The 24,043-nt window shown below is 58.3% G+C and carries 21 protein-coding genes and 1 riboswitch; of the genes, 11 read left to right on the top strand and 10 right to left on the bottom strand.

Translation table 11 applies throughout. The annotated features are described in order from the left end of the window. Positions 1–172: 172 nt before the first annotated feature. Positions 173–1,435 (bottom strand): phosphoribosylamine--glycine ligase, encoded by a 1,263-nt coding sequence (purD, locus tag KMP13_RS13025; RefSeq protein WP_215266279.1) that lies wholly within the window; start codon positions 1,433–1,435, stop codon positions 173–175. Between the two features lie 101 nt (positions 1,436–1,536). On the opposite strand from purD, the gene xseA reads away from it, so the two are divergent. Further along, the gene (gene xseA, locus KMP13_RS13030) at positions 1,537–3,039 is read left to right on the top strand and encodes an exodeoxyribonuclease VII large subunit (RefSeq protein ID WP_215266280.1); all 1,503 of its coding nucleotides are present in this window, start codon (positions 1,537–1,539) and stop codon (positions 3,037–3,039) included. 21 nt (positions 3,040–3,060) lie between these two features. Here the strand turns inward: xseA and KMP13_RS13035 are convergent, their stop codons facing one another. After that, positions 3,061–3,453, bottom strand: coding sequence for a hypothetical protein (locus KMP13_RS13035; protein ID WP_215266281.1), 393 nt, complete (start codon positions 3,451–3,453; stop codon positions 3,061–3,063). Between the two features lie 40 nt (positions 3,454–3,493). Further along, positions 3,494–4,495 (bottom strand): alkane 1-monooxygenase, encoded by a 1,002-nt coding sequence (locus KMP13_RS13040; RefSeq protein WP_215266282.1) that lies wholly within the window; start codon positions 4,493–4,495, stop codon positions 3,494–3,496. 179 nt (positions 4,496–4,674) lie between these two features. On the opposite strand from KMP13_RS13040, the gene ftsY reads away from it, so the two are divergent. Genes ftsY through KMP13_RS13055 form a run of 3 tightly spaced genes read left to right on the top strand, consistent with a single transcriptional unit; the run spans position 4,675 to position 7,377 of the window. After that, complete coding sequence (ftsY, locus tag KMP13_RS13045) at positions 4,675–5,820, top strand: signal recognition particle-docking protein FtsY (protein ID WP_215266283.1); 1,146 nt, start codon at positions 4,675–4,677, stop codon at positions 5,818–5,820. A 3-nt stretch (positions 5,821–5,823) separates the two neighbouring features. Next, positions 5,824–6,726: an EamA family transporter gene (locus KMP13_RS13050; RefSeq protein WP_215266284.1), complete on the top strand. Its 903-nt coding sequence runs from the start codon at positions 5,824–5,826 to the stop codon at positions 6,724–6,726. A 30-nt stretch (positions 6,727–6,756) separates the two neighbouring features. Continuing rightward, positions 6,757–7,377 carry an inner membrane-spanning protein YciB gene (locus KMP13_RS13055; RefSeq protein WP_215266285.1) on the top strand — a complete coding sequence of 207 codons (621 nt, stop codon included), beginning with the start codon at positions 6,757–6,759 and terminating at the stop codon, positions 7,375–7,377. Between the two features lie 157 nt (positions 7,378–7,534). On the opposite strand, the gene KMP13_RS13060 is transcribed toward KMP13_RS13055, so the two are convergent. Both KMP13_RS13060 and KMP13_RS13065 read right to left on the bottom strand, forming a co-directional pair. Beyond that, complete coding sequence (locus KMP13_RS13060; protein WP_215266286.1) at positions 7,535–8,224, bottom strand: glutathione S-transferase N-terminal domain-containing protein; 690 nt, start codon at positions 8,222–8,224, stop codon at positions 7,535–7,537. 35 nt (positions 8,225–8,259) lie between these two features. Further along, positions 8,260–9,192, bottom strand: coding sequence for an alpha/beta hydrolase (locus tag KMP13_RS13065; RefSeq protein WP_215266287.1), 933 nt, complete (start codon positions 9,190–9,192; stop codon positions 8,260–8,262). Between the two features lie 142 nt (positions 9,193–9,334). Further along, a riboswitch (SAM riboswitch) is annotated at positions 9,335–9,412 on the top strand. A 64-nt stretch (positions 9,413–9,476) separates the two neighbouring features. Between KMP13_RS13065 and metZ the strand changes: the two genes are divergently transcribed. From metZ to KMP13_RS13100, 7 genes are all read left to right on the top strand, one after another. After that, positions 9,477–10,667 (top strand): O-succinylhomoserine sulfhydrylase, encoded by a 1,191-nt coding sequence (gene metZ / locus KMP13_RS13070; RefSeq protein WP_215266288.1) that lies wholly within the window; start codon positions 9,477–9,479, stop codon positions 10,665–10,667. Positions 10,668–10,883: 216 nt separating this feature from the next. Beyond that, on the top strand, positions 10,884–11,987 hold the full coding sequence (folE2, locus tag KMP13_RS13075) for a GTP cyclohydrolase FolE2 (protein ID WP_215266289.1): 1,104 nt from the start codon (positions 10,884–10,886) through the stop codon (positions 11,985–11,987). 323 nt (positions 11,988–12,310) lie between these two features. After that, a complete protein-coding gene (locus tag KMP13_RS13080) occupies positions 12,311–13,093 on the top strand; it encodes a hypothetical protein (RefSeq protein WP_215266290.1) in 783 nt (260 codons plus the stop codon). Between the two features lie 72 nt (positions 13,094–13,165). Then, positions 13,166–14,614 (top strand): TrkH family potassium uptake protein, encoded by a 1,449-nt coding sequence (locus tag KMP13_RS13085; RefSeq protein WP_215266291.1) that lies wholly within the window; start codon positions 13,166–13,168, stop codon positions 14,612–14,614. A gap of 133 nt (positions 14,615–14,747) precedes the next feature. Continuing rightward, on the top strand, positions 14,748–15,983 hold the full coding sequence (locus KMP13_RS13090; protein ID WP_215266292.1) for an aspartate kinase: 1,236 nt from the start codon (positions 14,748–14,750) through the stop codon (positions 15,981–15,983). Between the two features lie 356 nt (positions 15,984–16,339). Beyond that, entirely contained in the window at positions 16,340–18,580 is a 2,241-nt protein-coding gene (gene ptsP, locus KMP13_RS13095; RefSeq protein WP_215266293.1) for a phosphoenolpyruvate--protein phosphotransferase, read from the top strand. 562 nt (positions 18,581–19,142) lie between these two features. Beyond that, positions 19,143–19,991 carry a glycerophosphodiester phosphodiesterase family protein gene (locus KMP13_RS13100; protein WP_215266294.1) on the top strand — a complete coding sequence of 283 codons (849 nt, stop codon included), beginning with the start codon at positions 19,143–19,145 and terminating at the stop codon, positions 19,989–19,991. Between the two features lie 69 nt (positions 19,992–20,060). Here KMP13_RS13100 and KMP13_RS13105 read toward each other — a convergent pair whose 3' ends face one another. The 5 genes from KMP13_RS13105 to uraD are packed head-to-tail and all read right to left on the bottom strand — an operon-like array spanning position 20,061 to position 23,957. Continuing rightward, positions 20,061–21,044 carry a Bug family tripartite tricarboxylate transporter substrate binding protein gene (locus tag KMP13_RS13105; RefSeq protein WP_215266295.1) on the bottom strand — a complete coding sequence of 328 codons (984 nt, stop codon included), beginning with the start codon at positions 21,042–21,044 and terminating at the stop codon, positions 20,061–20,063. After that, a complete protein-coding gene (locus tag KMP13_RS13110) occupies positions 21,041–22,582 on the bottom strand; it encodes a tripartite tricarboxylate transporter permease (protein WP_215266296.1) in 1,542 nt (513 codons plus the stop codon). Before KMP13_RS13110 ends, KMP13_RS13105 begins: the two co-directional genes overlap by 4 nt. Before the next feature lie 3 nt (positions 22,583–22,585). Further along, positions 22,586–23,062, bottom strand: coding sequence for a tripartite tricarboxylate transporter TctB family protein (locus KMP13_RS13115; RefSeq protein WP_215266297.1), 477 nt, complete (start codon positions 23,060–23,062; stop codon positions 22,586–22,588). Beyond that, positions 23,062–23,424: a hydroxyisourate hydrolase gene (locus tag KMP13_RS13120; protein ID WP_215266298.1), complete on the bottom strand. Its 363-nt coding sequence runs from the start codon at positions 23,422–23,424 to the stop codon at positions 23,062–23,064. Before KMP13_RS13120 ends, KMP13_RS13115 begins: the two co-directional genes overlap by 1 nt. Next, on the bottom strand, positions 23,421–23,957 hold the full coding sequence (uraD, locus tag KMP13_RS13125; protein ID WP_215266299.1) for a 2-oxo-4-hydroxy-4-carboxy-5-ureidoimidazoline decarboxylase: 537 nt from the start codon (positions 23,955–23,957) through the stop codon (positions 23,421–23,423). The genes KMP13_RS13120 and uraD overlap by 4 nt, the downstream gene beginning before the upstream one ends. Positions 23,958–24,043: the final 86 nt, after the last annotated feature.

The following is a 24,043-nucleotide window of genomic DNA, read 5'->3' on the forward strand; positions in this document are numbered from 1 at the left end:
TAAGACAGGGAGATTTTCGGGAAAACAAGACCTCAAAACCAGCACGGTTCGATTGCGGGCCACCGCGCAGCGGGCCGTTAGGCCCGCTGCCACGCCCAACGAAAAAGGGGGCATTGCTGCCCCCTGATTTTCGGCGGGAGTGCCCCGCTGATAGTGTGACGTTTGGTGCGCTTTACAGCGCGCGCCAGCCGATGTCGCGGCGCACAAAACCCTCGGGCCAGTCGATCTGATCCACCATCGCATAGGCGCGATCACGAGCCTCTTGCAGATTGTCGCCACGCGCGGTGATATTCAGAACACGGCCACCATTGGCCAGAATTTTGCCATCGACAGCTTTTGTGCCTGCATGAAAGGCCATGTTCATACTGTCTTCGGGCAATGCCGCCAGGCCTTTGATTTCTGTGCCCTTTTCATAGGATCCAGGATAGCCGTTTGCCGCCATGACAACGGTGATCGCATGATCATCCGCCCAGTTCACCTGCGCCTCTGCCAGACGCCCTTCGGCAGTGGCTTGCAACAGATCCAAGACCTGACCACCAAGGCGCAGCATCAGAACCTGACACTCTGGATCGCCAAAGCGGACGTTGTATTCCACCAGACGCGGCTGGCCGTCTTTGATCATCAGACCCACATATAGCACGCCCTGATAGGGTATGCCGCGATCGGCCATAGCTTTCATGGTTGGTTTGACGATCTCTTCCATGGCTTTGGCTTCGATCTCGGCCGACAGGACCGGCGCGGGGGAATAGGCGCCCATGCCGCCGGTGTTGGGGCCGGTGTCGCCTTCGCCGACCCGTTTGTGGTCCTGTGCGGTCCCGATGGACAGGACCTCTTCGCCGTCTACCAGCACAAACAACGACGCTTCTTCGCCTTCCATGAATTCCTCGATGACCACTTCAGCGCCGGCACCCCCAAAAGCACCACCAAACATATCATCGATGGCGTCCAGTGCGGTCTGTTCATCCATGGCGACAATCACGCCTTTGCCCGCCGCCAGCCCGTCGGCCTTGACCACGATCGGGGCGCCGTTTTTGCGCACATGTGCCTTGGCCGCTTCGGAACTAGTGAAATGGCCATAGCCCGCAGTGGGCGCATTGGCGACGTCGCAGATTTCCTTGGTAAAGCATTTGGAGGCTTCCAGACGCGCTGCATCCTTTGAGGGGCCAAAGACCAGCAGACCCGCTTCGCGCAGACGGTCGGCAACCCCTTCGGCCAGGGGCGCTTCGGGGCCGACGATCACAAAATCAATCGCTTCCTCTTCGGCAAAGCGCGCAACTGCACCGCCGTCGAGAATATCCAGATCCGCACATTCTGCGATGGCAGCGATACCTGCATTCCCCGGCGCCACAATCAGCTTGTCGCATTTGGGGTTTTGCTTCACAGCCCAGGTCAACGCATGTTCGCGCCCGCCGCTGCCGAGGATAAGGATGTTCATTGCGCTGTCTCCGATCTGCTTGGCCTTGCTTGCGGCGTGTCATATGCTGCGCGCGAACCTAAAACAAGAACCCTTGCAAACCTGCCGAGGCCCGAGCCCCCATGTCCGACCTGTTTGATGACCCCGCCCCCGGCCAGAACGCGCCTGAATTCACGGTTTCCGAACTCTCCGGTGAGGTCAAACGCACGTTAGAGGGCTCCTTTGGCCGGATCCGCGTTAGGGGCGAGGTGGGGCGCGTGTTCAAAGCCCGCTCTGGCCATATTTATTACGACATCAAGGACGATAAATCCGTTCTTGCCTGTACCACCTGGAAGGGGCAGATCGCTGGCTTGTCGGTGGTGCCCGAAGAAGGGCTTGAGGTTGTGGTCACCGGGCGTCTCACCGCTTTTGGGGCGCAGTCCAAATACAATATGAACGTGGATGAGGTTGCCGTGGCGGGGCAGGGCGCGCTGATGGCCCTGTTGGAGAAACGTAAGAAACAGCTGGAAGCGGAGGGGCTGTTTTCTGATGCACGCAAAAAATCATTGCCCTATCTACCGCAGTTTATCGGTGTAGTGACCTCACCCTCGGGGGCGGTGATCCGCGATATTTTGCACCGGCTGCGCGATCGTTTCCCACGCAAGGTTCTGGTCTGGCCAGTGGCGGTTCAGGGACAGAACTGCGCGCGCGAAGTGGCCCATGCCATCCAAGGTTTTAACCAGATGACACCGGGTGGCGCCTTGCCGCGGCCGGATCTGATTATTGTCGCCCGTGGTGGTGGCTCGATCGAGGATCTGTGGGGTTTCAACGAAGAGGTTGTCGCCCGAACCGCCGCAGAAAGTGACATCCCGCTGATCTCTGCGGTGGGGCACGAGACTGATACGACGCTGATCGATTATGTCTCGGACAAGCGCGCGCCGACGCCGACAGCTGCGGCTGAACTTGCGGTGCCGGTGCGGCTGGATCTGCTGGGCTGGACCTCGGAACAGGGTGCGCGCCTGGCGCGGGCGGCGGGCCAAGCGGTGCAGATGCGCAGGCAGCGTTTGAACGATCTCTCCCGCGCCTTGCCGCGTCCCGATGTCTTGCTGGAAACTCCGCGTCAGCGGTTGGACCGGGTGGCGGACCGCTTGCCAAATGCGTTGATTTCCGGCGTGCAGCGGCGGCGTGTCACTTTGAGCGAGCGGGCCGCGTCCTTGCGCCCGGCAACATTGCGGGGGTTGGTTGAGGGGCGGCAGGACAAGCTGCACAACCTGTCATCACGCCTGACGCTGCGCCCCATTGAACGCGATGTCGCGCAAAAGAAAGAGCGCATTGCCGCCCTGGTCCAACGGATGGAGGCCGCGCAATCCGGACGTCTAGACCGGCAGGCCCAGCAGCTGTCAGCCACCGCCCGCCAGCTTGAGATCTTGAGCTACAAGGCGACGTTGGAGCGTGGCTATGCGGTGGTGCGTTCCGGCGAGGGTATCATCACCAGCAGCGCCGCCGCAGCCGAGGCGGGTGCCTTGCGGATTGAATTCGCAGATGGTGAATTTGATCTGGCCCAAGGCGCAGAGCAAAAGCCTTTGCAACCGGCCAAGGCTGCCAAAGCGGACGAGGGCGGGCCGGGACAGGGAAACCTGTTCTAAACCGGCGACGTGGCTGAATGGTCAGACGCCGACCTCGGGGCCGGGGCAGATGAGCTGGCGATCATTGGGGGGAACTTCCTGCAATTCGGTGCGGCCAAATTCGCTTTCTAACACCGCGCTGATGCCGTTTTCACTCAGCTCGAAATCCCAACATTGCGCAAGATCGCTGCCATCATAGAGAAAGCAGATCTGCTCTCCCTCTGGATACCAGCTGCCTTCTTGGCAGGCCCCATCCAGAAACGACCAGCGTACCCGTCGATTGCGCAGATAGGTTTCCGCGCCATAGGGCACACCGTTTGAATCGTAATAGACCGTTTTGCCTTGGGTGTAGCTGTCAAACCGTTCCGCTGTCAGCGGCTCGGCCTCGGCCGCGAGGGCCGATAATATCAGGGGAATCACAAATCCAATACGCATGGGCTTACTGTGCCAGAGTTTCCGCCCGGTTCGGTAAAATTCATTGTGAGGTCAGCGCGTTCAGCTGCCGCGCCATGATGCGGCGCCACAAAGGCGGGTGAAGCGCGATGACGGCCATGACCGGCAGAGCATAGGGTAGGGTCGGCATCTGCGGTGTTAGCTCTAACGCTGGGTAAGACGTCGTGGGGGCCGTGTGATGATGCGAATGGCGCGGTGCGTTCAACATCATGGCGGATGAATACCAATGGGGGGCGTTCCAGGAATGCTCAGGGCCGACGGGTTCCGGCTTTCCCGTGTCGCGGATCTGACGGCGCAGGCCGTAGTGTTGCACATAGTCGGCCAGAAACACCTGGGCCTGCGCGTAGAGACAGATGAACAAGACCCACAGCATGCCCTGCAACTGGGCGAACAGGGCCGCACTGACAAGTATCGCCGCCGCCCACAGGGTATGCCCGACATAAGGGTGGCTGATCCAACTGGTAGGCGCGGTTTGGCGGGCGCGGGCGGCACTTTCGGCACGGAGCCCGGCGCGAAAGGACCCGATCCAGGCGCTGATATAGAACCGATAGAACCCCATCCCACGCGGCGCTGAGTTTGGATCGTGGTCCGTTGCCACGTGAATGTGATGCACCCGCATATGGGCGCTGGCGTGATGGCCCAACAAGATGCTGCCGTAAATCGCACGTCCAAAGCGGCGCATGAAGCGCGATTTGTGGTGGATCATTTCATGGGCGGCGGGGTGCGACACCTGGCCAAGGGCCAGACCGGCAGACAGGGCCACTGGCAGCGCCTCAGCCAGGGTATGGTGCGTGATGCCCAAAAGTGTCGCGATCAAGACCGCGAAATGTGCGCATCCAACTGCGACAAGCAAGGCATCGGCCCCGCGTTCCGAAGGGGCGAGGTGACGACGGCTAAAATGGTCAAGGCAAAAGACACCCAACGTGATGCCAGCCAGCGCAGCCCACCCCCACGGCCCGCCAAAGAGCGCGGCGAGGATCACCAGCCCGAGCGGGGAGAGGCTTGCAAAGGTGAACCAGAACACAGGCGGCAGATCTCCGGGATAAATGTGCGGATGTGCGGGCTAACTTGGCCGCAGCTAGGGGCGGGAACAAGGGAAAGCTGCCACGTTTGCTCTATTATTTCTGCTTTCGTGGCCCCTTGGCTTTGCAAGTCCCGGCAATCCGCATTAGGTGGTGTGCAAACGATGGTCTGGAGTGCTCGATGGCGTTTTTCTCAAAGCTCAAGGAACGGCTGTTCAAATCTTCTTCGAAACTGGAAGAGGGGCTTGATGCGATTGTGGAAGAGGGGGCGCAGACGCCTGCGCAGGACGCGCCAGTTGAACCGGCGGCGTCTGAGGTCGAGACTGCCGCCGCGCCAGAGCCGGGTAATGTCCCTGCTGCGGCAGTCACGCCGGAACCCGAAACGCCGCCTGCCGAAGCCACGCCAGCGCCTGCACCGAAACCGGCAGAACCCGCACAGTCACCGGGTATTCTGGGACGTCTCATGGGACGCGGTGCCAAAGATGAGCCGCGCCGGGTGCTGGATGACGATATGTTGGAGCAGCTGGAAGAGTTGCTGATCAGCTCGGACATGGGCGTCGAGACCGCGCTGCGGGTGACCGCGAATATGGCCGAGGGGCGATTGGGGAGACGCCTGTCCAGCCGTGAGATTAAAGAGCTTTTGGCGCAGGAAGTGGCCCGCGTGATGGACCATGTGGCCAAGCCAATGCCGATCTATGAGAAGCGCCCGCAGGTGGTGTTGGTGGTTGGTGTGAACGGCTCTGGGAAAACCACGACCATCGGTAAATTGGCCAGCCAGTTCAAGGCGGCCGGTAAATCGGTGGTGATTGCAGCAGGTGACACATTTCGCGCGGCGGCTGTGGAGCAGTTGCAAGTCTGGGGCGACCGGGCCGGGGTGCCCGTCTTGACCGCACCCGAAGGGTCAGACCCGGCGAGCCTTGCCTTTGATGCGATGACCAAGGCCGAAGAAGACGGCGCGGATCTGTTGATGATCGACACGGCGGGACGTTTGCAAAACCGTGCGGATCTGATGGAGGAACTGGCCAAGATCGTGCGGGTGATCCGCAAGAAGGATCCAAGCGCGCCCCATAACACCCTGTTGGTTTTGGATGCCACCACCGGGCAAAACGCGTTGAACCAGGTGGATACCTTCCAAAAGCTGGCAGATGTATCAGGCCTTGTGATGACCAAATTGGACGGCACCGCCAAAGGGGGCGTTCTGGTCGCACTGGCGGATAAATTTGGCCTGCCGATCCATGCGATTGGTGTGGGCGAGCAGATCGACGACCTTGCTCCCTTTGATCCCGAAGAATTTGCAGCCGCTTTGACCGGTCTTGATCGGGGCTAATGGGTGAGCACTTGGCTGATCTCACTTGAGGGGACCGAGGCTGGTCACCAGCTGGCGCTGATCCTGGCCCTGTCAGCCGCCTTTTTGCATGCTGTGTTTGGTGCGCTGCAAAAGGGTCGCCATGATCCCTGGCTGTCACGTGGTGCGATTGATTTTTCATACGGCATCATGGCCGCCCCATTTGCGCTGTTTGTTGTGCCTTGGCCGGAACCGCATATGTGGGTGATCTTTCTTGGCGCTTGGGTCATTCATGTGGCCTATAAGCTGCTGCAGGCCTTTGCCTACACCAAGGGCAGCTACACGGTGGTCTATCCGGTTGTGCGGGGCACGGGGCCGTTGTTTGCAGTGATCGGTGCCTCTCTGATCTTTGAGGAGACCTTTACGCTGGCCCAATGGTTGGGCGTCGGGGTTTTGCTGGCAGGGATCTTTGGCCTTGCGGTCTATAACCACCTGTTTTTGGAAACCAACCGGGACACATTGGGTGTCGCCTTGGCGTTGGCTGGGCTGACGGGGCTGTTTGTGGCGCTTTATACGACCTATGACGCCTATGGCATTCGTGCGACGGCGGATCCCTTTACCTTTCTGGCGTGGTTTTTCATGATCGACGGCGCGGTGTTTCCGGTGATCGCCGCCCGACGTTGGAGCAAGATGGAGGCGCGGCCAACGCTTGCGCCTTTGATGTTGCGCGGGTTTGTCGGCGGCTTGGTCGCTTTTGCGTCCTTTGGCTCGGTGATGTTGGCCACGCGGCTTGATAAGGTTGGTGAGGCTGCGGTGCTGCGCGAGACTTCAACTGTGTTTGCAGCCCTAATCGGCTGGATTGTGTTGAAAGAGACTGTGGGGCCACGTCGCCTCATGTTGATGGCCTTGATTGCGCTGGGCGCGGTCATTGTGGAAATGGGCGGCTAAAGTGGTCGCATAAGAATTGGAATGGGACAGATGAGCGAAAAGACAATTGCCCCTTGGGTGAAACCTGCGCTGGAGTTCGGGCCGGTCCTGCTGTTTTTCATCGGCTATCTGAAGCTGAAGGATGAGGTGTTCACCATTGGTGGCACCGAATACGCTGGTTTCATCGTAGTGACAGCGTGTTTTGTGCCGTTGCTGGTGATCTGCTCTGGCATCTTGTGGAAACTCACGGGGCATCTGTCCAAGATGCAGATTGCAACCGTTGTTCTGGTGGTGGTCTTTGGCGGCCTGTCGGTTTGGTTCAACGATGATCGTTTCTTCAAGATGAAGCCCACGATGATCTACCTGCTGTTTGGGGGACTTCTGGGCGTCGGACTACTACGTGGCAAAAGCTATCTGAAAGTTGTGATGGAAGAGGCCCTGTCGATGGAAGATGCCGGTTGGATGATCATCACACGCAGGCTGTGTGCGTTTTTCCTGGTCCTTGCCGTGCTGAACGAACTGATCTGGCGGACGCAAAGTGAAGAGACCTGGGTCTATTTCAAGACCTTTGGCCTGTCAGCTGCAATGTTCCTTTTCTTTATGGCGCAAACCAAAGTGTTTCAGGCCTATGGCATTGAAAAGGATGACAGCGCGCCCACCAAAGAGGGGTGAGCTCCCGCCCACGCGGCGCACAATCTGAAGATTGTCACCTTGCGGTTGGGCGTGGCCGCGCCTTTGCCGCGGCGGATTGAACTGACGCGCCAAAGGCGCGACCGTTTTGTAAGACAGGCGCGTTTTAAACGCGCCTGTTGTGCGTTTACAGCCAATCTCAGCTCTCTGCTGCAAAGAGGTCATCCGTGACCCAAGAATCTGACCGATCCTTGCGCATATCCGCATGAAGCGCGCGACCGCGGCGCAGAGCGGGGCGATCCCAAAGCGTTTTCAACCAGCGCGCCAGATGGGGTTTGTCCTCCAGCGTCTGCTCTTGTCCTTGCCAGAGCGAGGCCCAGGGCCAGATCGCCATATCGGAAATCGTATAGTTGTCACCCGCAACAAAGGCACGGTCGGCAAGGCGCCGATCCAGCACGCCATAAAGACGTGCAACTTCGTCGCGGTAGCGGGTCTTGGCATAGGGCAGGTCGTCGGGAGCGTATTTGAGGAAATGATGCGCTTGTCCGGCCATCGGGCCAACTCCGCCCATCTGCCACATCAACCACTGATCAACCTCAACCTGTTCACTTGCGGTTTCTCCGCCAAACTGGCCAGTTTTCCGCGCCAGATACTGCAGGATTGCGCCGCTTTCAAAGACAGATATTTCACCCCCATCCGGCCCGTTTGGATCGATGATCGCAGGCATACGGTTGTTGGGAGCGATTTTCAGAAAGTCCGGGGCGAATTGGTCGCCGGCACCGATATTGATCAGATGGGTGTTATAGGGCAGGCCAAACTCCTCCAACGCGATGGAGATCTTCCATCCATTGGGCGTGGGCCAATAAAAGAGTTCAATTGCGTCTGACATGGGGTCCCCTTCTGACATGTGTCAGAGGGAGAGGATCATGACTTCTGCCATACAGGCAAGGGGGCTTGGCGTGGGATCGGGGCAAAAATGCGTGACCAGCGGCTGGCGCTTTGTGTTGGGAGCTGATTGCGCAGGCTCGTGAGCGGTGTGGCCTCGGGGGTGCGCATGAGTTTCTTGTAAAACCGCAATGTGCCCGCACGGGTATATGTCGACCAGTGGCAGACCCGGCGACGGGGATGCGGGATGGCAAAGCCGCGTGCCTCGAGTTGTTTCAATGTCTCTAGGCAGTCGATCTGGATCGTCAAAGCATTGCGCGCCGTCAGCCCCTGACCAATGGCGCGGTCACCGCGTCGGGGCGCTGGTGTCAGCAGTTCAAACAGATAGTCAAACGGGTCGTTTTCCCGGCTGGTGATATTGAACAATTCCACCGTGCGTCCGGCAGGTGTGTCCAAGGCAGCAAGCGCGCGGCTTTGATAGCTTGCACCAGTCAGAGAGATGATCCGGTCCACTGCGTTTTGCGGCAGGTGGTGCAGCGCCTCTAGCGCGATATCTGCGCCTAGAGAATGACCAATGATATGGACCGGGCGTGTGGCGGCGACCTGGTGCAGGCATGCAACCACTTTTGCCAAGGCACGTCCCGCATCGAAGGCGCGGGATTGGGCCTGCAGCAGGTTGCCGCGTGCATTCCAGCCAAAGGCAATGGCGTGCCCCTCATCCGCGTGGCCGAGCCCAAAGCCGAGCTGGCGCGGCCAAGAGGGCGCTTTCCAGGGCAAATGGTCCGGATCGAGCGAGAAGATATGGCGGTGCGGGCAATGATGCGGATTGCCGGGCTCATACTTATAGCCGTGGATCATGACGATGATCGGTCCCGCCCCCTCCTCAAGTTGAGAGAGTGCTGCGTTTACATCAGCGGGTGATCCGTGCATCTGCGGGTAATCGCCAACCGCATTAATCCGAAGAAAAGCCATCTTATACCCCAGTTATAAGATATGTTTGCGCTCTCGCGTAGAGTAGTGTCATGACGCGTGGATGACGGCTTGGTAACAGCTTGGTAACGATCAGCGGGCTTGACGCGGAACTTGTGTAAGCGTAGCAACGAAGTGTCAGCTTTTGGCTGATCGTGGTGATTTGTTACCGGATTGCGGGCCACGTTAAACTTGCCGCTAAAGAGGTCAGGACGACAAGGACTCCCTTTCGCTTGGCCGGACGGGAGTTTTTTTATGTGCGCCGCACATGCGCAGGAGAACATGAGATGAGCGACAACTGGAAAAGCCGCACCAAGCTGGTTCACGGGGGCACCCGTCGGAGCCAATATAACGAGGTGAGTGAATCGATCTTCCTCACCCAGGGCTTTGTGTATGACACCGCCGAGCAGGCCGAGGCCCGCTTTGTCGAGATTGGCGAAGATGAGTTTATCTATGCCCGCTACGGTAACCCAACGGTGGCGATGTTCGAAAAACGGATTGCGATGCTGGAAGGGGCCGAAGATGCTTTTGCCACCGCGTCTGGCATGGCGGCTGTCAGCGGCGCGCTGACCTCGCTTTTGAAAGCGGGGGACCACATTGTGTCCGCCAAGGCGCTGTTTGGCTCCTGTCTCTATATTGTTGAGAGCATTCTGGCGCGCTACGGCGTTGAGGTGACATTTGTCGATGGCACCGATCTGGACCAATGGCGCGCGGCTGTGGGTCCGGGGACCAAGGCGGTGTTCTTTGAAAGCATGTCGAACCCGACGCTGGAAGTGATTGATGTCGCGGCGGTGGCCGAGATCGCCCATGCGGTTGACGCGGTTGTTGTGGTCGACAACGTGTTTTCCACGCCGGTGTTTTCCGATGCCATCGCACAGGGTGCCGACCTGGTGATCTATTCTGCGACCAAACATATCGACGGTCAGGGACGTGCCCTGGGCGGAGTGATCCTGGGCTCCAAAGAGCTGATCCGCGGCACGGTTGAACCCTATATGAAACACACCGGCGGCGCGATGAGCCCGTTTACGGCTTGGGTCATGCTGAAAGGCTTGGAAACCATTGATCTGCGGGTCAAGGCCCAGGCTGAAAGCGCCTTGAAAATTGCCACGCACTTCGAAGGTCACCCGGCCCTGGAACGCACCATCTATCCCGGTTTGGAAAGCCACGCTCAACATGCGTTGGTGCAAAACCAGCTGGGCGGTAAGGGTGGAACGGTTTTGTCACTGGATCTCAAGGGCGGCAAAGAGGTGGCGTTTAAATTCTGCAACGCGCTGACCATTCCGGTGATATCCAACAATCTGGGCGATGCAAAATCCATCGCAACCCACCCGGCAACCACAACCCACCAACGTCTGAGCGATGAGCAAAAGGATGATCTGGGCATCACACCGGGCCTTGTGCGGTTCTCGGTTGGTTTGGAAGATGCAGACGACCTGATTGCCGATCTCACCCAGGCGCTGGAAGCAGCACAGGCCTGATTGGCCGGGTTCTGATCTGGGCGAGATACCCGAAAACAATTGGACTTGGGGGCAGTGCGCCCCCATTTTACGTTGTACGACAGGGGCAAGCACCAAGCGGGTGTCATGGATTGCGGTTCAAATGCCGTATTTCTCGCATCTCTTTTGTCTTTTCCTGCGTATGAGTCTAAACACGCAAACCTGTGCAATCCATGCTGCAACAAGGGGATTTGTCCCATGAACATCCACCCCAGCGATATGGCTGAGACCCCGGACCGCGACGCGGCCCAGGCGGCCCTTGAGGTGCTGCGCCAATGGGCGGCCAGCGCAACGGAGGTGGAAATTGCGCAGCTGGAGCCAGCCGTGGCGCGGCTACTGCCGGATCGCGCGGTTTCTAACTATCCCGATCTGTCGCGTGACTACCCCGAAGGTTTTGTTGCAGATGCAGAATACCGGGCGACCCTGCCGGATCTGCAAAATGGCCCATCGAGCCTGATCCGGGGGGCCAAGGAACAGATCCAGCATGTGGGGATCTCAAACTTTCGCCTGCCGATCCGCTTTCACACGCGCGATGGCGGTGACCTGACCCTGGAAACCTCGGTGACGGGTACCGTGTCGCTGGACGCCGACAAAAAGGGTATCAACATGTCCCGGATCATGCGGTCGTTCTACAAACACGCGGAAAAGACGTTTTCTTTTCATGTGCTTGCAGATGCGTTGGATGACTACCTAGCTGATTTGGACAGTCTGGATGCGCGTCTGCAGATGCGGTTTTCCTTCCCGGCCAAGATCAATAGCCTGCGCTCAGGTCTGAGCGGCTATCAATATTACGACATCGCGCTGGAATTGGTGGATGTCGACAGAGTGCGTCAGATGATCATTCATCTGGACTATGTCTATTCCTCAACCTGTCCATGTTCGCTGGAATTGTCGGAACATGCGCGCCAGGCACGCGGGCAATTGGCAACGCCGCATTCTCAGCGCTCGGTTGCACGGATTTCGGTGCTGGCCGACCCGAATGCCAGCATCTTGTGGTTCGAAGATCTGATTGATCACTGTCGCACTGCGGTGCCGACCGAGACCCAGGTGATGGTCAAACGCGAGGACGAACAGGCCTTTGCCGAGTTGAACGCCGCCAACCCGATTTTTGTCGAAGATGCCGCCCGGCTGTTCTGTGAAGCGCTCAAAAGCGATTCGCGGATTGCTGATTTCCGCATCGTCGCCAGCCATCAGGAAAGCCTGCACAGCCATGATGCGATCAGCGTCCTGACCCAAGGTCCGACCTTTGCCACGCGCAGTTTGGACCCGCATCAATTCTCCACCCTTATCCACAAGGGCTGATTTCGGCTCGAACTTGCCACGTATTTTATAGTGCGGCGGCTGCGGCTTGTGCACTGGATGATCGTTGCCACGGGTTTTTCGCCGCAGTGCGGCATTTTTTATGCTGTGTTGCGGCGGATTGCTGTTACCTTCTTCTTAACGCCAAACGCACAGAGGTGCCTTTGGACGCTGGAGGGTGTGAATGGATCGATCAGCTCTGTCCAAGCTGCGACAATCCAGGTGCGAAAATCGTACCTGCTCTCCTCTTTGTTTCACCATGACTGGAGGCCCCTGGGGATTGATCTCTGCCATTGGCGGGCCATTAAAGACGTAAGGAGAAGACAATGATCCGTTTTCAAATGTTCCCCGAGGATGCGAAAACGCCGCATGAATTGGCGGGGTATATGGCGGGCGCCCAAATGAAGTTCTGGCGCGGATTTACCGGGGCTGCATTGCAAGCCCCTGTTGAGCAGGTCAAATACGCTCAATCCATCGCACGCTTTTATCAAACCATGTTTGAAACAGGGCCTTTGATGCTGACGGGCCCTGCAACGGACGCGCCCAAGGCATTGATGCCCCCGGCCAAGCCTGCCGCGAAACCCGCGCCCAAGGCGCCGGCCAAAAAAGCCGCCGCGCCCAAGACCACGCCAAATGCCGCACCCAAGGCGGCACCAGCCCCTGCACCAAAAGCCGCACCCAAGGTAGAAGCCCCTAAACCGGCAGCCAAACCCGCACCAAAGGCCGCAGCGACCAAGACCGCGACAACCAAGGCAGCCTCTGCCAAGGCCGCGCCTGCGCCCAAACCGGCACCTGCAGCCAAAGCAGCACCGAAACCTGCGGCCAAACCTGCCGCGCCAAAAGCGGCCCCAAAGCCTGCGGCAACAAAGGCGGCGCCCAAGGCAACAGTTGCCAAGAAACCTGCAGCTAAACCCGCGCCAGCCAAACCCGCAGCAGCTGCAAATCCGGCTGAGACCTTTATCAGCACTCGTCGCGAAGAGGCCAAGACCGCCCCTGCAGCGACCGAGGGCACGTCGAAATCTACGCCCACGCGTCGCGCTGCACGTTCGCCGTCCACCCCCCCGGCGATGCCTGCAACAAAAGCGGACACTGGCAACAGTTCGGATTGATCCCCGGAACTCAGCTCCTGTGATTAATCAGTGGGTTGACAGAAAGAGCGCGCAGCGCCAACGCTGCGCCTCATGTTAGATCTACGTCCTATTGGATATGTCGTCGGCCTTTTGGTCGGCATTCTGGGCTGCACAATGCTGTTTCCACTGTTGGTCGATTTGATCGACGGGCAGGGGCATTGGCCTGTGTTCCTAGAAAGCGCGATTGTCACCATTCTGGCCGGCGGGCTATTGGCGCTGTCTTGTGCCAATGGCGTAGGGCAAGGGTTGGATATTCGCCAGACCTTCATGTTGACCACCGGCGTATGGGCGGCGCTGCCGATCTTTGGCGCAATCCCATTGATGCTGGGGGAGACGGATCTGCGGTTTGTCGATGCGTTTTTCGAAGCCATGTCGGGGCTGACCACCACGGGGTCAACTATCCTGTCAGGGCTTGAGTCGCTGCCGCGCGGGATCTTGTTGTGGCGGGCCATCCTGCAATGGTTGGGCGGGATCGGCATTATTGTTGTTGCGATGGTTTTCCTGCCCGAGCTGCGAGTGGGGGGCATGCAAATCTTCCGCTCTGAAGCTTTTGATACGATGGGGAAAATCCTGCCGCGCGCGCAGGCGATCGCGCGCCAGATCTCAATGATTTATGTCGGGATTACCGTTGCATGTGCCGTGGTTTATGGCGCCCTTGGGATGACCCCTTTTGATGCGATCTGTCATGCGATGACGACCACTGCGACCGGTGGTTTTGCCAATTACGACGCCTCGTTTGGCGCGTTTTCCGGGCCGGCTGAATATGCGGCCTCTGTTTTCATGATCCTCGCGGCGCTGCCATTCGTGCGGTATGTGCAGATGGTCAATGGTCAGACGAGCCCCATTTTTCAAGACGCTCAAGTGCGGGCCTTTTTGACAATTATCGTGCTGCTGGTAGCGGTCACAACTGCAGTGCTGGTCACCGTCTTTCCGCACCATCCTGAACAAGCGGTGCGCGAGGCATTGTTCAACATCACCTCGATCATCTCAGGCACCGGATACGCCAGTGTTGATTATATGAGCTGGGGCAATTTCCTGGTCATGGTGTTCTTTTTCATCGGTCTGATCGGCGGCTGTGCGGGGTCCACAGCATGTTCGGTCAAAATCTTCCGCTATCAGCTGCTTATCGCCTCGGTTCGGGTGCAAATTCAAAAGATCCGCTCCCCACACGGGGTGTTTTTTCCGCGCTATGAGGGGCGGCCGGTGGGGCAGGATGTTCTCAGCTCGGTTATTTCCTTTTTCATGTTCTTCATCCTGACACTGGGTGTTGTGGCCTGGCTCTTGGCGCTGACGGGGCTGGATTTTGTCACTGCAGTCTCGGGCGCGGCGACGGCAGTGGCCAATATTGGCCCCGGTCTGGGCGATGTGATTGGCCCGGCTGGCAATTTTGCGCCGCTCAATGACACGGCTAAGTGGATCCTGATCGTGGCCATGCTGATCGGACGTCTGGAATTGCTGGCTGTCTACGCGATGTTGACCGTCCGGTTCTGGCGTTCCTGATGACGCTGAGCCACCTTGAAAACAAGGCTTTTTCCCGATTGTATCGCTACAATTTGCATTGCTTGCGCTTGAATTGTACCGGGTTTAAAGACGCGCGATACTTTTAACTGAGAGCGCACGGGAGGTTTATCCAATGCCCGTTCTTGTGATGAAATTTGGCGGGACATCCGTCGCCAATCTGGACCGCATCCGCCGCGCCGCCAAACGCGTCGGCGTTGAGGTGGCAAAAGGCTATGACGTCATCGTCATCGTCTCGGCCATGTCCGGGAAAACGAACGAGCTGGTGGGTTGGGTTGGCGAGACGTCACCCTTGTATGATGCGCGTGAATATGACGCCGTCGTGTCCTCGGGCGAGAATGTCACCGCCGGTCTGATGGCGCTGACCCTGCAAGAGATGGGCGTTCCTGCTCGCAGCTGGCAGGGCTGGCAGGTGCCGCTCAAGACCAATTCCGCACACAGCCAGGCCCGGATCGAAGAGATCCCGACCGAAAATATCAGCACCAAATTTGGCGAAGGTATGAAAGTCGCAGTTGTTGCAGGCTTCCAGGGTATCAGCCCTGAGGGTCGCATTACAACGCTGGGCCGAGGCGGGTCTGATACCACTGCGGTGGCCTTTGCGGCGTCCTTTGATGCGGAGCGCTGTGACATCTATACCGATGTCGATGGCGTCTACACAACCGACCCCCGTATCTGCGCCAAAGCGCGTAAGCTGGACAAAATCGCGTTTGAAGAGATGCTGGAGCTTGCATCCCTGGGCGCAAAAGTCCTGCAAACACGCTCGGTTGAGCTGGCGATGCGCTTTAAGGTGAAACTGCGCGTCCTTTCAAGTTTTGAAGAACAATCCGACGAGGCCGGCACCCTGGTCTGCGACGAGGAGGAAATCATGGAATCCAATGTTGTAAACGGCGTCGCCTATTCCCGTGACGAAGCCAAAATGACCCTGATCTCGGTTGCGGACCGTCCGGGGATTGCTGCCACGATTTTCGGCTCGTTGTCCGAGTCAGGCGTGAATGTGGATATGATCATCCAGAACATTTCCGAAGATGGCCGCACGGATATGACCTTCTCTTGCCCCACGGACCAGGTGGCCCGTGCAGAGCAGGCGCTGGTTGCCATCAAGGAGCAAGGCGATCTGAATTACGCCGAGCTGGTTGCCGACACGGACGTGGCAAAGGTTTCGGTTGTGGGCATCGGCATGCGTTCGCAGTCTGGTGTTGCCGCTAAAATGTTCAAAGTTCTGTCTGACGAAGGCATCAACATTCAGGTCATCACCACATCCGAGATTAAGATCTCGGTCCTGATCGACCGTAAGTACATGGAGCTGGCAGTGCAGGCATTGCACGACGCTTTTGAGCTCGACAAGGCCTGATCCTAGCATCAGATGTTATGAACATGACCCCCGCCTGTCCAAGGCGGGGGTTTTTGTTTGTGCGCTTTCGTGGTCGCTGCAAAGTCTAGGACGGGTGACAGGGCCAGCCTGGCGGGATTTTGGTGAAACCCGGAGGGGTAGTATGGAAGTTCAGATATCCCGCAGATGCTGCAAAGCGGCGAGGAAACTGCTTGCATCCAACCTCTCTCACTCGCACATTGTACCCGGCTTTGCCCAAAGCTGTAGCATGGGCAAGGTGTGGAGGAGAAACTACAGCGTTTTCATTTGCGCATTTCACATGGGCAGCTTTATGGCCTAATAGGCTGTAAAGAATATGAATCCTGGAAAGGGTGTTTATGTCTGAGGCAACAGAATCCGAAAGTCGCAGGCTGCTTGGTCGTCTGCGTGAGGCTCTGGCTGGCGATGACGCTGGTCAGGCACGACTTGATAAGATCACCCATTTGATTGGCGACAGCATCGGCACCGAAGTGTGCTCGATCTATTTGTTCCGCGATGCAGAGACTTTGGAGCTCTGTGCAACCCAGGGCCTAAATCCGGAATCCGTGCACGAAAGCCGTCTGCGGATCGGAGAGGGGCTAGTTGGACGCGTGGCCAAGACCGGTAAGGTGGTCAATACGCCCGATGCCCCCAATGCCAAAGGCTTCCGTTACATGCCGGAAACCGGCGAGGAACGCTATTCCTCGTTCCTGGGGATACCGGTGCAGCGTCTGGGAGAGATGCTGGGTGTTCTGGTCGTACAGTCCAAAGACGCACGCGAGTTTTCGGCCGATGCGGTCTATGCGCTGGAAGTCGTCGCGATGGTTCTGGCAGAGATGACAGAGCTGGGCGCCTTTGTCGGGGAAGGCGCGGCTTTGTCGCCTTTGCACCAGAAACCGGTGATGATCAAAGGGGTCGTCGCCCAGGAAGGTATCGCCGAAGGTCATATCTGGCTGCATGAACCCCGCGTCGTGGTGACCAACCCTATTGCTGATGATCCCCATCGCGAACGGGAACGGTTGAGCGATGCGGTGGACGCGCTGCGCGTCAGCGTCGATGAGATGCTTGAGATGTCCAAGAACGGTGACAAGGAGCAGCTGCAAGTCCTTGAAGCTTACCGGATGTTCGCCAACTCCAAAGGCTGGATGCGCCGGATGGAAGAGGATATCGCGCGCGGCCTGAGCGCCGAAGCGGCGGTTGAAAAAGAACAATCCCTTGCACGGGCGCGGATGGGTCAAGTGCAGGATGCGTATTTGCGGGAACGGTTGAGCGATCTTGACGATCTGTCCAACCGCCTCCTGCGCAACCTGACCGGACAGGGCAGCGAAACCGGGGCAGAAATGCCTGCCGATCCTATTTTGGTGGCCCGTAACATCGGACCTGGCGATCTGCTGGGCTATGGTCGCGCTCTCAAAGGGATCGTGCTGGAAGAAGGGGCCGTTGGCTCCCACGCGGCGATTGTGGCGCGTGCTCTGGCCATTCCTTTGGTCGTGCAGGCCAAGCGGATCACCACAGAGGCGTTGAATGGCGACTATGTGGTTGTCGACGGCGCAGAGGCACATGTGCATCTGCGGCCAGACGACAATGTGACCGGCGCGCTGCGTGACAAAATGGCGATGCAGGCCAAGGCACAAGAACGCTATGCCTCGATCCGCACCAAACCTGCGGTGACCAAGGATGGTGAGCGGGTCAAATTGATGATGAACGCGGGCCTTCTGGCGGATCTTCCGTCGCTGGAAGGGTCAGGTGCCGAAGGGGTGGGGCTGTTCCGTACCGAATTGCAATTCCTGGCACGCAGTCAAATGCCACGCCGCGGGGATCTGGTGGCGCAATACGAGCGGGTTCTGGATGCCTCCCAAGGCAAACGCGTGGTGTTTCGGACGCTGGATATCGGGTCGGACAAGGTCCTGCCCTATATGAAACCCACTGACGAGCCGAACCCGGCAATGGGCTGGCGCGCCATTCGGGTCGGGTTGGAAAAGCCGGGGATGATGCGGATGCAGTTGCAGGCGATGTTGCGCGCTGCAAAAGGGCGTCCCCTGACCATTATGTTCCCGTTTATCGCGCAAGCTGATGAGTTTCGTCAGGCTCGGGCCGAGGTCGACAAGACCGTTGAACGGGAACGTCGCCTTGGCCACGTGTTGCCAGAGCGGCTGGAAGTGGGCGCTATGCTTGAGACACCGTCGCTCGCCTTCTCGCCGCAGAAGTTCTTTGACGAGGTCGATTTCCTGTCGATCGGTGGCAACGACCTGAAGCAGTTCTTCTTTGCCGCTGACCGCGAAAACGAACGTGTGCGTAATCGGTTTGACACGCTGAACGTCAGCTTCCTGAGCTTTATCGAGCGCATTGTTGAACGGTGCCAGATCTCCAGCACGCCGCTAAGCTTTTGTGGAGAGGACGCGGGCCGCCCGGTGGAGGCCGTCTGCCTGGCCGCGATGGGCCTGCGGTCGCTGTCGATGCGCCCTGCATCAATTGGCCCGGTTAAGTCCTTGCTGACAAAGGTCGATCTGGACGAGCTGCGTGCGATCATCGCAGGTGCCCGGCACCGGGGCGTGCAAACGGTGCGCCCCACAGTGATGGACTATCTTCGTGATCTTTAAATGCGGTTTTGGCCCTGCTGCAACCTGAAACCTATCCAAAACGCCCCGTTTTACAGGGTGTTTTTGGTTTTTGTCGCTGATGTATTTCGACTAATTTAGCGCCATTTCTTTTGGATATTGGGTATTACTTGAGGATATTCAACAATTTTGGACCAAGAACGTTCTATCCACCACTTAATCCACAGGAACAAGCAGGGCTAACCTTCAACTCTGTCGTCAATCCGCAGACGTCACCGCGGAGTTGGTGCAGGATTCGTTCAATGATAGGCAAGGTAGAAACAGGATGGACCAAGGTCATCCACAATAAGTAGAGGCATTAACACACTAGAAAGATTTGCTGTTACCAACTTACCCACAGACCGCTGAGGCGCGTTGTGGGTGGAATTTTAGGTTGGAACGGCGTCTTTCCTAAATTTTAAGGGCGCAAAGGTTAACAGGGCCTTAACGCGTGGTGTTTCCTGTGTGTGATTAGGAAAACTTGAGGCCCCAAAATGGCTTGTCTCACAAACGTCACCTGGACGCGGTAGAGGGGAGCGGTGTTTTCCTGCCGGAGTCTACCGATATGTCCCTGCCGCCGTTAAAAGAATTCCTTGCTGACAAATCCTGGACCGGCTGCGCCATCGCGCATCGTGGGGCTTGGCACGATACGGCGGAAAACTCGCTGCGGGCGGTTGATGATGCGCTGGCGGTGGGATGCCAATATGTCGAGATTGATGTGCAAGAGACCATCGACGGGGTGCCATTTTGCCTCCACGATATCTCACTGCTGCGCACCACGGCGCGCGCGGTGAATGCGGCTGCGCACCAATGGCCGCAGATTGCGGAGACGCCGTTGTTGATGGGCTTGGGCGGTGCACATGCCGGGCAGAGCGACCAGACACTGCCGAGCCTGGACGCGATGCTGGATCACTGCAAGGGGCGCGCCTATGTGGATCTGGATGTGAAACGCCCCCACCAACTGCCCCGCATTGCAGAGGCGCTGCGTCGCACGGACAGTGGCTCTCAGGTGAACCTCAAGATGTGGGTCCACGGGCGGGCCGACCTGGATTTCGCCCTGTCGATCCAGGATACGTTGGGCACGATCTTGAAACCTATTGTGTTGATCGATCGCAGCAATATCGATCACATGCTTGAGGTTATTCGCAAGCTGGACGCGCCGGTGGTCGAAGCAAATTTTGATTGTTGGGACAGCGTGCTGCGTCTGTCGGATGCCGCATGGTCCGAAGGGCGCGATATCTTTGTGAATACGTTAGATGAGGCGCGGTCGACCTTTGTGATGGACAGCGGCGCGTTGTGCGATCCGCGTGGGACGTGGGGCGCCTTGTTGGATGCGGGGGTGCGCATGTTGCAGACGGATGAGCCCGATGCGCTGTGTTCCTATCTCAAGATCCACCGCAAAGCGAACGGCTAGACATGAAATGCGCGCGGCAATCGCTTGCCACGCACCTCCGCTTTCCCAAGCGTTGTCGATCTGGCGGGATTACTTACCCTTTACGCCCGCTGCAGTGATGAGCGGTTTCCAGACGTCGATCTGTGTGCCAACAAAGCCGGTGAACGCTTCGGTCGACAGCGGCTGATGGGTGATGCCGAGATCGTTCAGAGTTGTGGCAACTTCGGGCAAGGCCAAAACGGCCAGCGTGGTCTCATGGATCTTGGCTGCGATTTCCGGATCAATGCCCGCAGGACCTGTCAGGCCGACCCAGTTTTCGATCACGATGTCAAAACCCTGTTCCTTGAACGTAGGCACGTCCGGCATGCCGGGGAAGCGTGCAGAAGCTGCAATCGCGATCGCCACTGCCTCGCCGTCTTCGATCATGTCCGAGTTCTGCGCGACCATGTCATAGAACGTGTCCAAAACACCGGCGCGGAAGTCCTGGATCGCCGGTGCGCTGCCTTGGTAGGGGATGTGCAGGGTTTCAACGTGCAGGCTTGCGTCCACCGCTTCGCCCAAGATGTGGCTGATGGAGCCAACGCCGGATGAGCCGTAGGAGATTGAGTTCGCCTTGGCTGCCTCAACAAATTCCGACACCGTGGTGATGCCGCTGTCAGGCTTCACAAACAGACCGGGCGCGGAGGCACCGATATAGGCCACATGGGTGAAGTCGTTCATTGGCGCGTAGGGCAGTTCTTCGAACTGGGTCGGTGCGATGGTGAAGGGGGCGTTGTTGGCGATCATCAACGTGGTGCCATCCGCGTCCTGATCGGCGACAAAGTCAGCCGCAACTGTGCCTGCTGCACCGGGACGGTTGTCGACGACGGCCTTTTGACCGAAGGATTCATCCAGATGTTTGGCCAGAAGGCGCGCCACCAGATCCGAGGTGCCACCGGGTGGGAAGGTAACAACGATGCGCACCGGTTCATCGGACCAAGCGCCCGGTTCTGCCAGAGCTTGGCCAGCAGGCAGGGCAAATACGGCGGCAGAGGTCAGCGCCATAAGCGCACGTCGCGTGAGTGAGAGGGTCATGAGGAGGCTCCTGTGTTGGACGAGGTTTTGTTATTGGAATGAGCGGTTTTGGGTGCGCGCGATTTGCGCAGAGTGGTCCACAGGCCATAGGCCAGGATCAAAGCAGACACTGCGAGCAGGCCGCCGCTGATGGGACGTTCCAGGAACACCATGGCGTCACCGCGTGATAGAAGAAGGGCGCGGCGCAGTTGCTCTTCCATCATCGGGCCAAGAACAAAGCCGATCAGCAGGGGCGCAGGCTCAAAGCGGTAAAGCCGCATCAGATAACCCGCGATCCCGAATAACAGCGTCATCCAGATGTCAAAGACGTTGTTGTTAAGCGAATAGACCCCGATGCAGATCAGCACGATGATCGCCGGATACATCAGCTTGTACGGGATTTGCAGCAGTCGCACCCACATGCCGATCAGCGGGATGTTCAAGACCAGCAACATGATGTTGCCCACCAGAAAGCTGGCGACCAGACCCCAGAACAGCTCGGGGTGTTCGGTCAAAATGCGGGGGCCGGGGGTGATGCCGTGGATCATCAGGGCACCGATGACCATTGCCATGCTGGCGCTGCCCGGCACACCCAGCGTCAACGTGGGAATAAACGCGGTTTGGGTGGCTGAGTTGTTGGCGGATTCCGGTACGGCCACGCCTTCTACGGCGCCTTGGCCAAATTGGTCTTTGTTTTTGGACACTTTCTTTTCAACCGCATAACCCACGGCCGCGGCGACGGTCTGGCCGGTGCCAGGTAGCGCGCCAAAGAAGGATCCGATCAGACCACCGCGCCAGATGGGGCCAAAGGAGGCACGCCATTCGCGACGGGTGGGGTAGAATTTGGTGTAGTCGATCTCTTGACGGCCACGGCCGGTTTGGTTGGCCTTAATCGATGCGATCAGCTCGCCCACCCCAAACAGCCCCATGGCGACGATCACCAGATGCACCCCGTCGCGCAGTTCGGGCACGCCAAGGGTAAAGCGCAGATCGCCAGTTGTGAGGTCGATGCCCACGGTGGACAGCATCAGCCCGGCCATCACCATGGCAATGCCGCGCAGCGCTCCGCCATTGCTGACGGCCGATGCCGCGATAAGGCCCAAGAAAATCACCGAGAAATACTCGGCCGGGCCAAATTGCAGCGCCAGTTTCGCAAGCCCAGGCGACAGAACCGCCATCACAATCATACCAATGATCCCGCCCCCAAATGAGGCGATTGAGGTGATGAACAGGGCTACGCCCGCGCGACCCTGACGGGCCATGGGATAGCCATCGATACAGGTGATGGATGAGGACGGTGTGCCCGGAATGTTCATCAGGATCGACGCGATCGAGCCGCCGTATTCCGCACCATAATAGACCCCGGCGATCATCACGATAGCCACGGTCGGCTCCAGATAAAACGACAAGGGCAGGATCATCGCAATCGCGGCCATAGAGCCGATGCCCGGCAAGACGCCGATGAACGTGCCCAGGAAGACGCCGATGAAACAATAGAGCAGGGTTTGGGGCTGTAGAACAGTGCCCAATCCGCCTGAGAAATTTGCAATAATTTCCATCGCTTAAAACGCCCGAAATGCTTTGAACGGGAGGCCAAGCGCCTCGATGAACAGAACATAGCCAAGCGCGGCCATGAAGAGGCCCAGCAGGATTTTACCCCACCACGGCAGGCTGCGATCGGGCGCCGATGCTGTGAGCACGGTCAGAAATGTTGCAGGCAACAGCCCAAAACGCTCCGTCACAAGGGCAAAGACCATCAGCGCGGAGACTATCGCGCCAAAGGACACCCAATCAGGGCGTTCGGTGATGCCGGTGGAGTGCAGATCCTGCCATAAAATCGCCGCTGCCAGGGCGAGCAGGACAAGACCGGAGAAGAACGGAAACGCCCCGGTGCCCGGACGAAACGGGCTTCCAAGCCCCAACTCAAACCCGCCGATCATGAAATAGAGGCTCAACGCCACCAGAACCGACGCGCCGGCGATCCGCTCGACCTGTTGGCCCAACGTAGCGCGCTGGCCGTCTTCCAATTCAATCTGCATCATAAGCCCCCGCGAAACAGTGAATATCCCCAAGCCGTGAATTTGAACGGCAGGTGATAGTGTTGCTGGGCATCGCCGACGCCGAAATGATACCGCACCACATTGAGGAAAGGCGCGCGGTCTTGTGAAGCGTCAGTGCCTGCGTAATAGGCAGCGACCTCGAATTCGGCGATGTATTCGCCAGATGTGATCCCGTGGCCCTGAACCGTGGGGTGATCAAACAGACCGGTTTCACCGCACTGCCCGTGGGCCAATTCAGTTTCGCCACTATCATCGACCCGCAGCAGGCGCACTGCCAACCCTTCGGCTGGCCGACCTGTTGACACGTCAACGCAATGGATTGAGATACCGCCAGCTGTCATCTGTGCCCCGCTTCGCCAAAGGCTTTGGTGACACGGGCTGCGCTGACAGATGCAATCTCGGCGACGGCCTGTTTGATCTCAGCGTCGCGGGTGCGCTTCAGGCGGTCTTCAAAGACCTGCAAAACCTCTGACACGCCGCTCATCCGATGCAGGGCCAGGATGAAGGGAAAGCCAAACCGCGTCTGATATTCAGTATTTAACTGGGTGAACCGCGCGGTCAGTGCGGCGTCCGGGGCATCCAGGCCAAGGCGCCCTTGTTCTTCCTGTGAGGCGCGGGTCATTGTTTCGGGGGTCGGAGGGGCCAATTCAGGATGGGCGCGGAACAAGGAGAAAAGATCATCCTCGGGCAGGGTTTGAATGGCGGTCTGAATGCTGCGGGCGATAGCATCAGGGGATGCGAAGGGGCGGTGTTGTGCGACCAGTTCAGCCACCTGCGGCGCGCGCTCAATAAAGGGCAGCAAAAGCTCTGCGGCCAGCGCGTCATCCGCGTGGTTGAGCCTGTCCAATTCGGTGTCTGTCAGAGGTGTGGTCACAAAGAGGTCCTGTGGATTGATGTCTTAATCAAAGCCTAACCACGCAGCGCATTGCCATCTATGATGAAATAAGCAATTCTGCGTTC

Source organism: Epibacterium ulvae, assembly GCF_018678075.1.
In the GTDB taxonomy this organism is placed as follows: Bacteria; Pseudomonadota; Alphaproteobacteria; order Rhodobacterales; family Rhodobacteraceae; genus Epibacterium; species Epibacterium ulvae_A.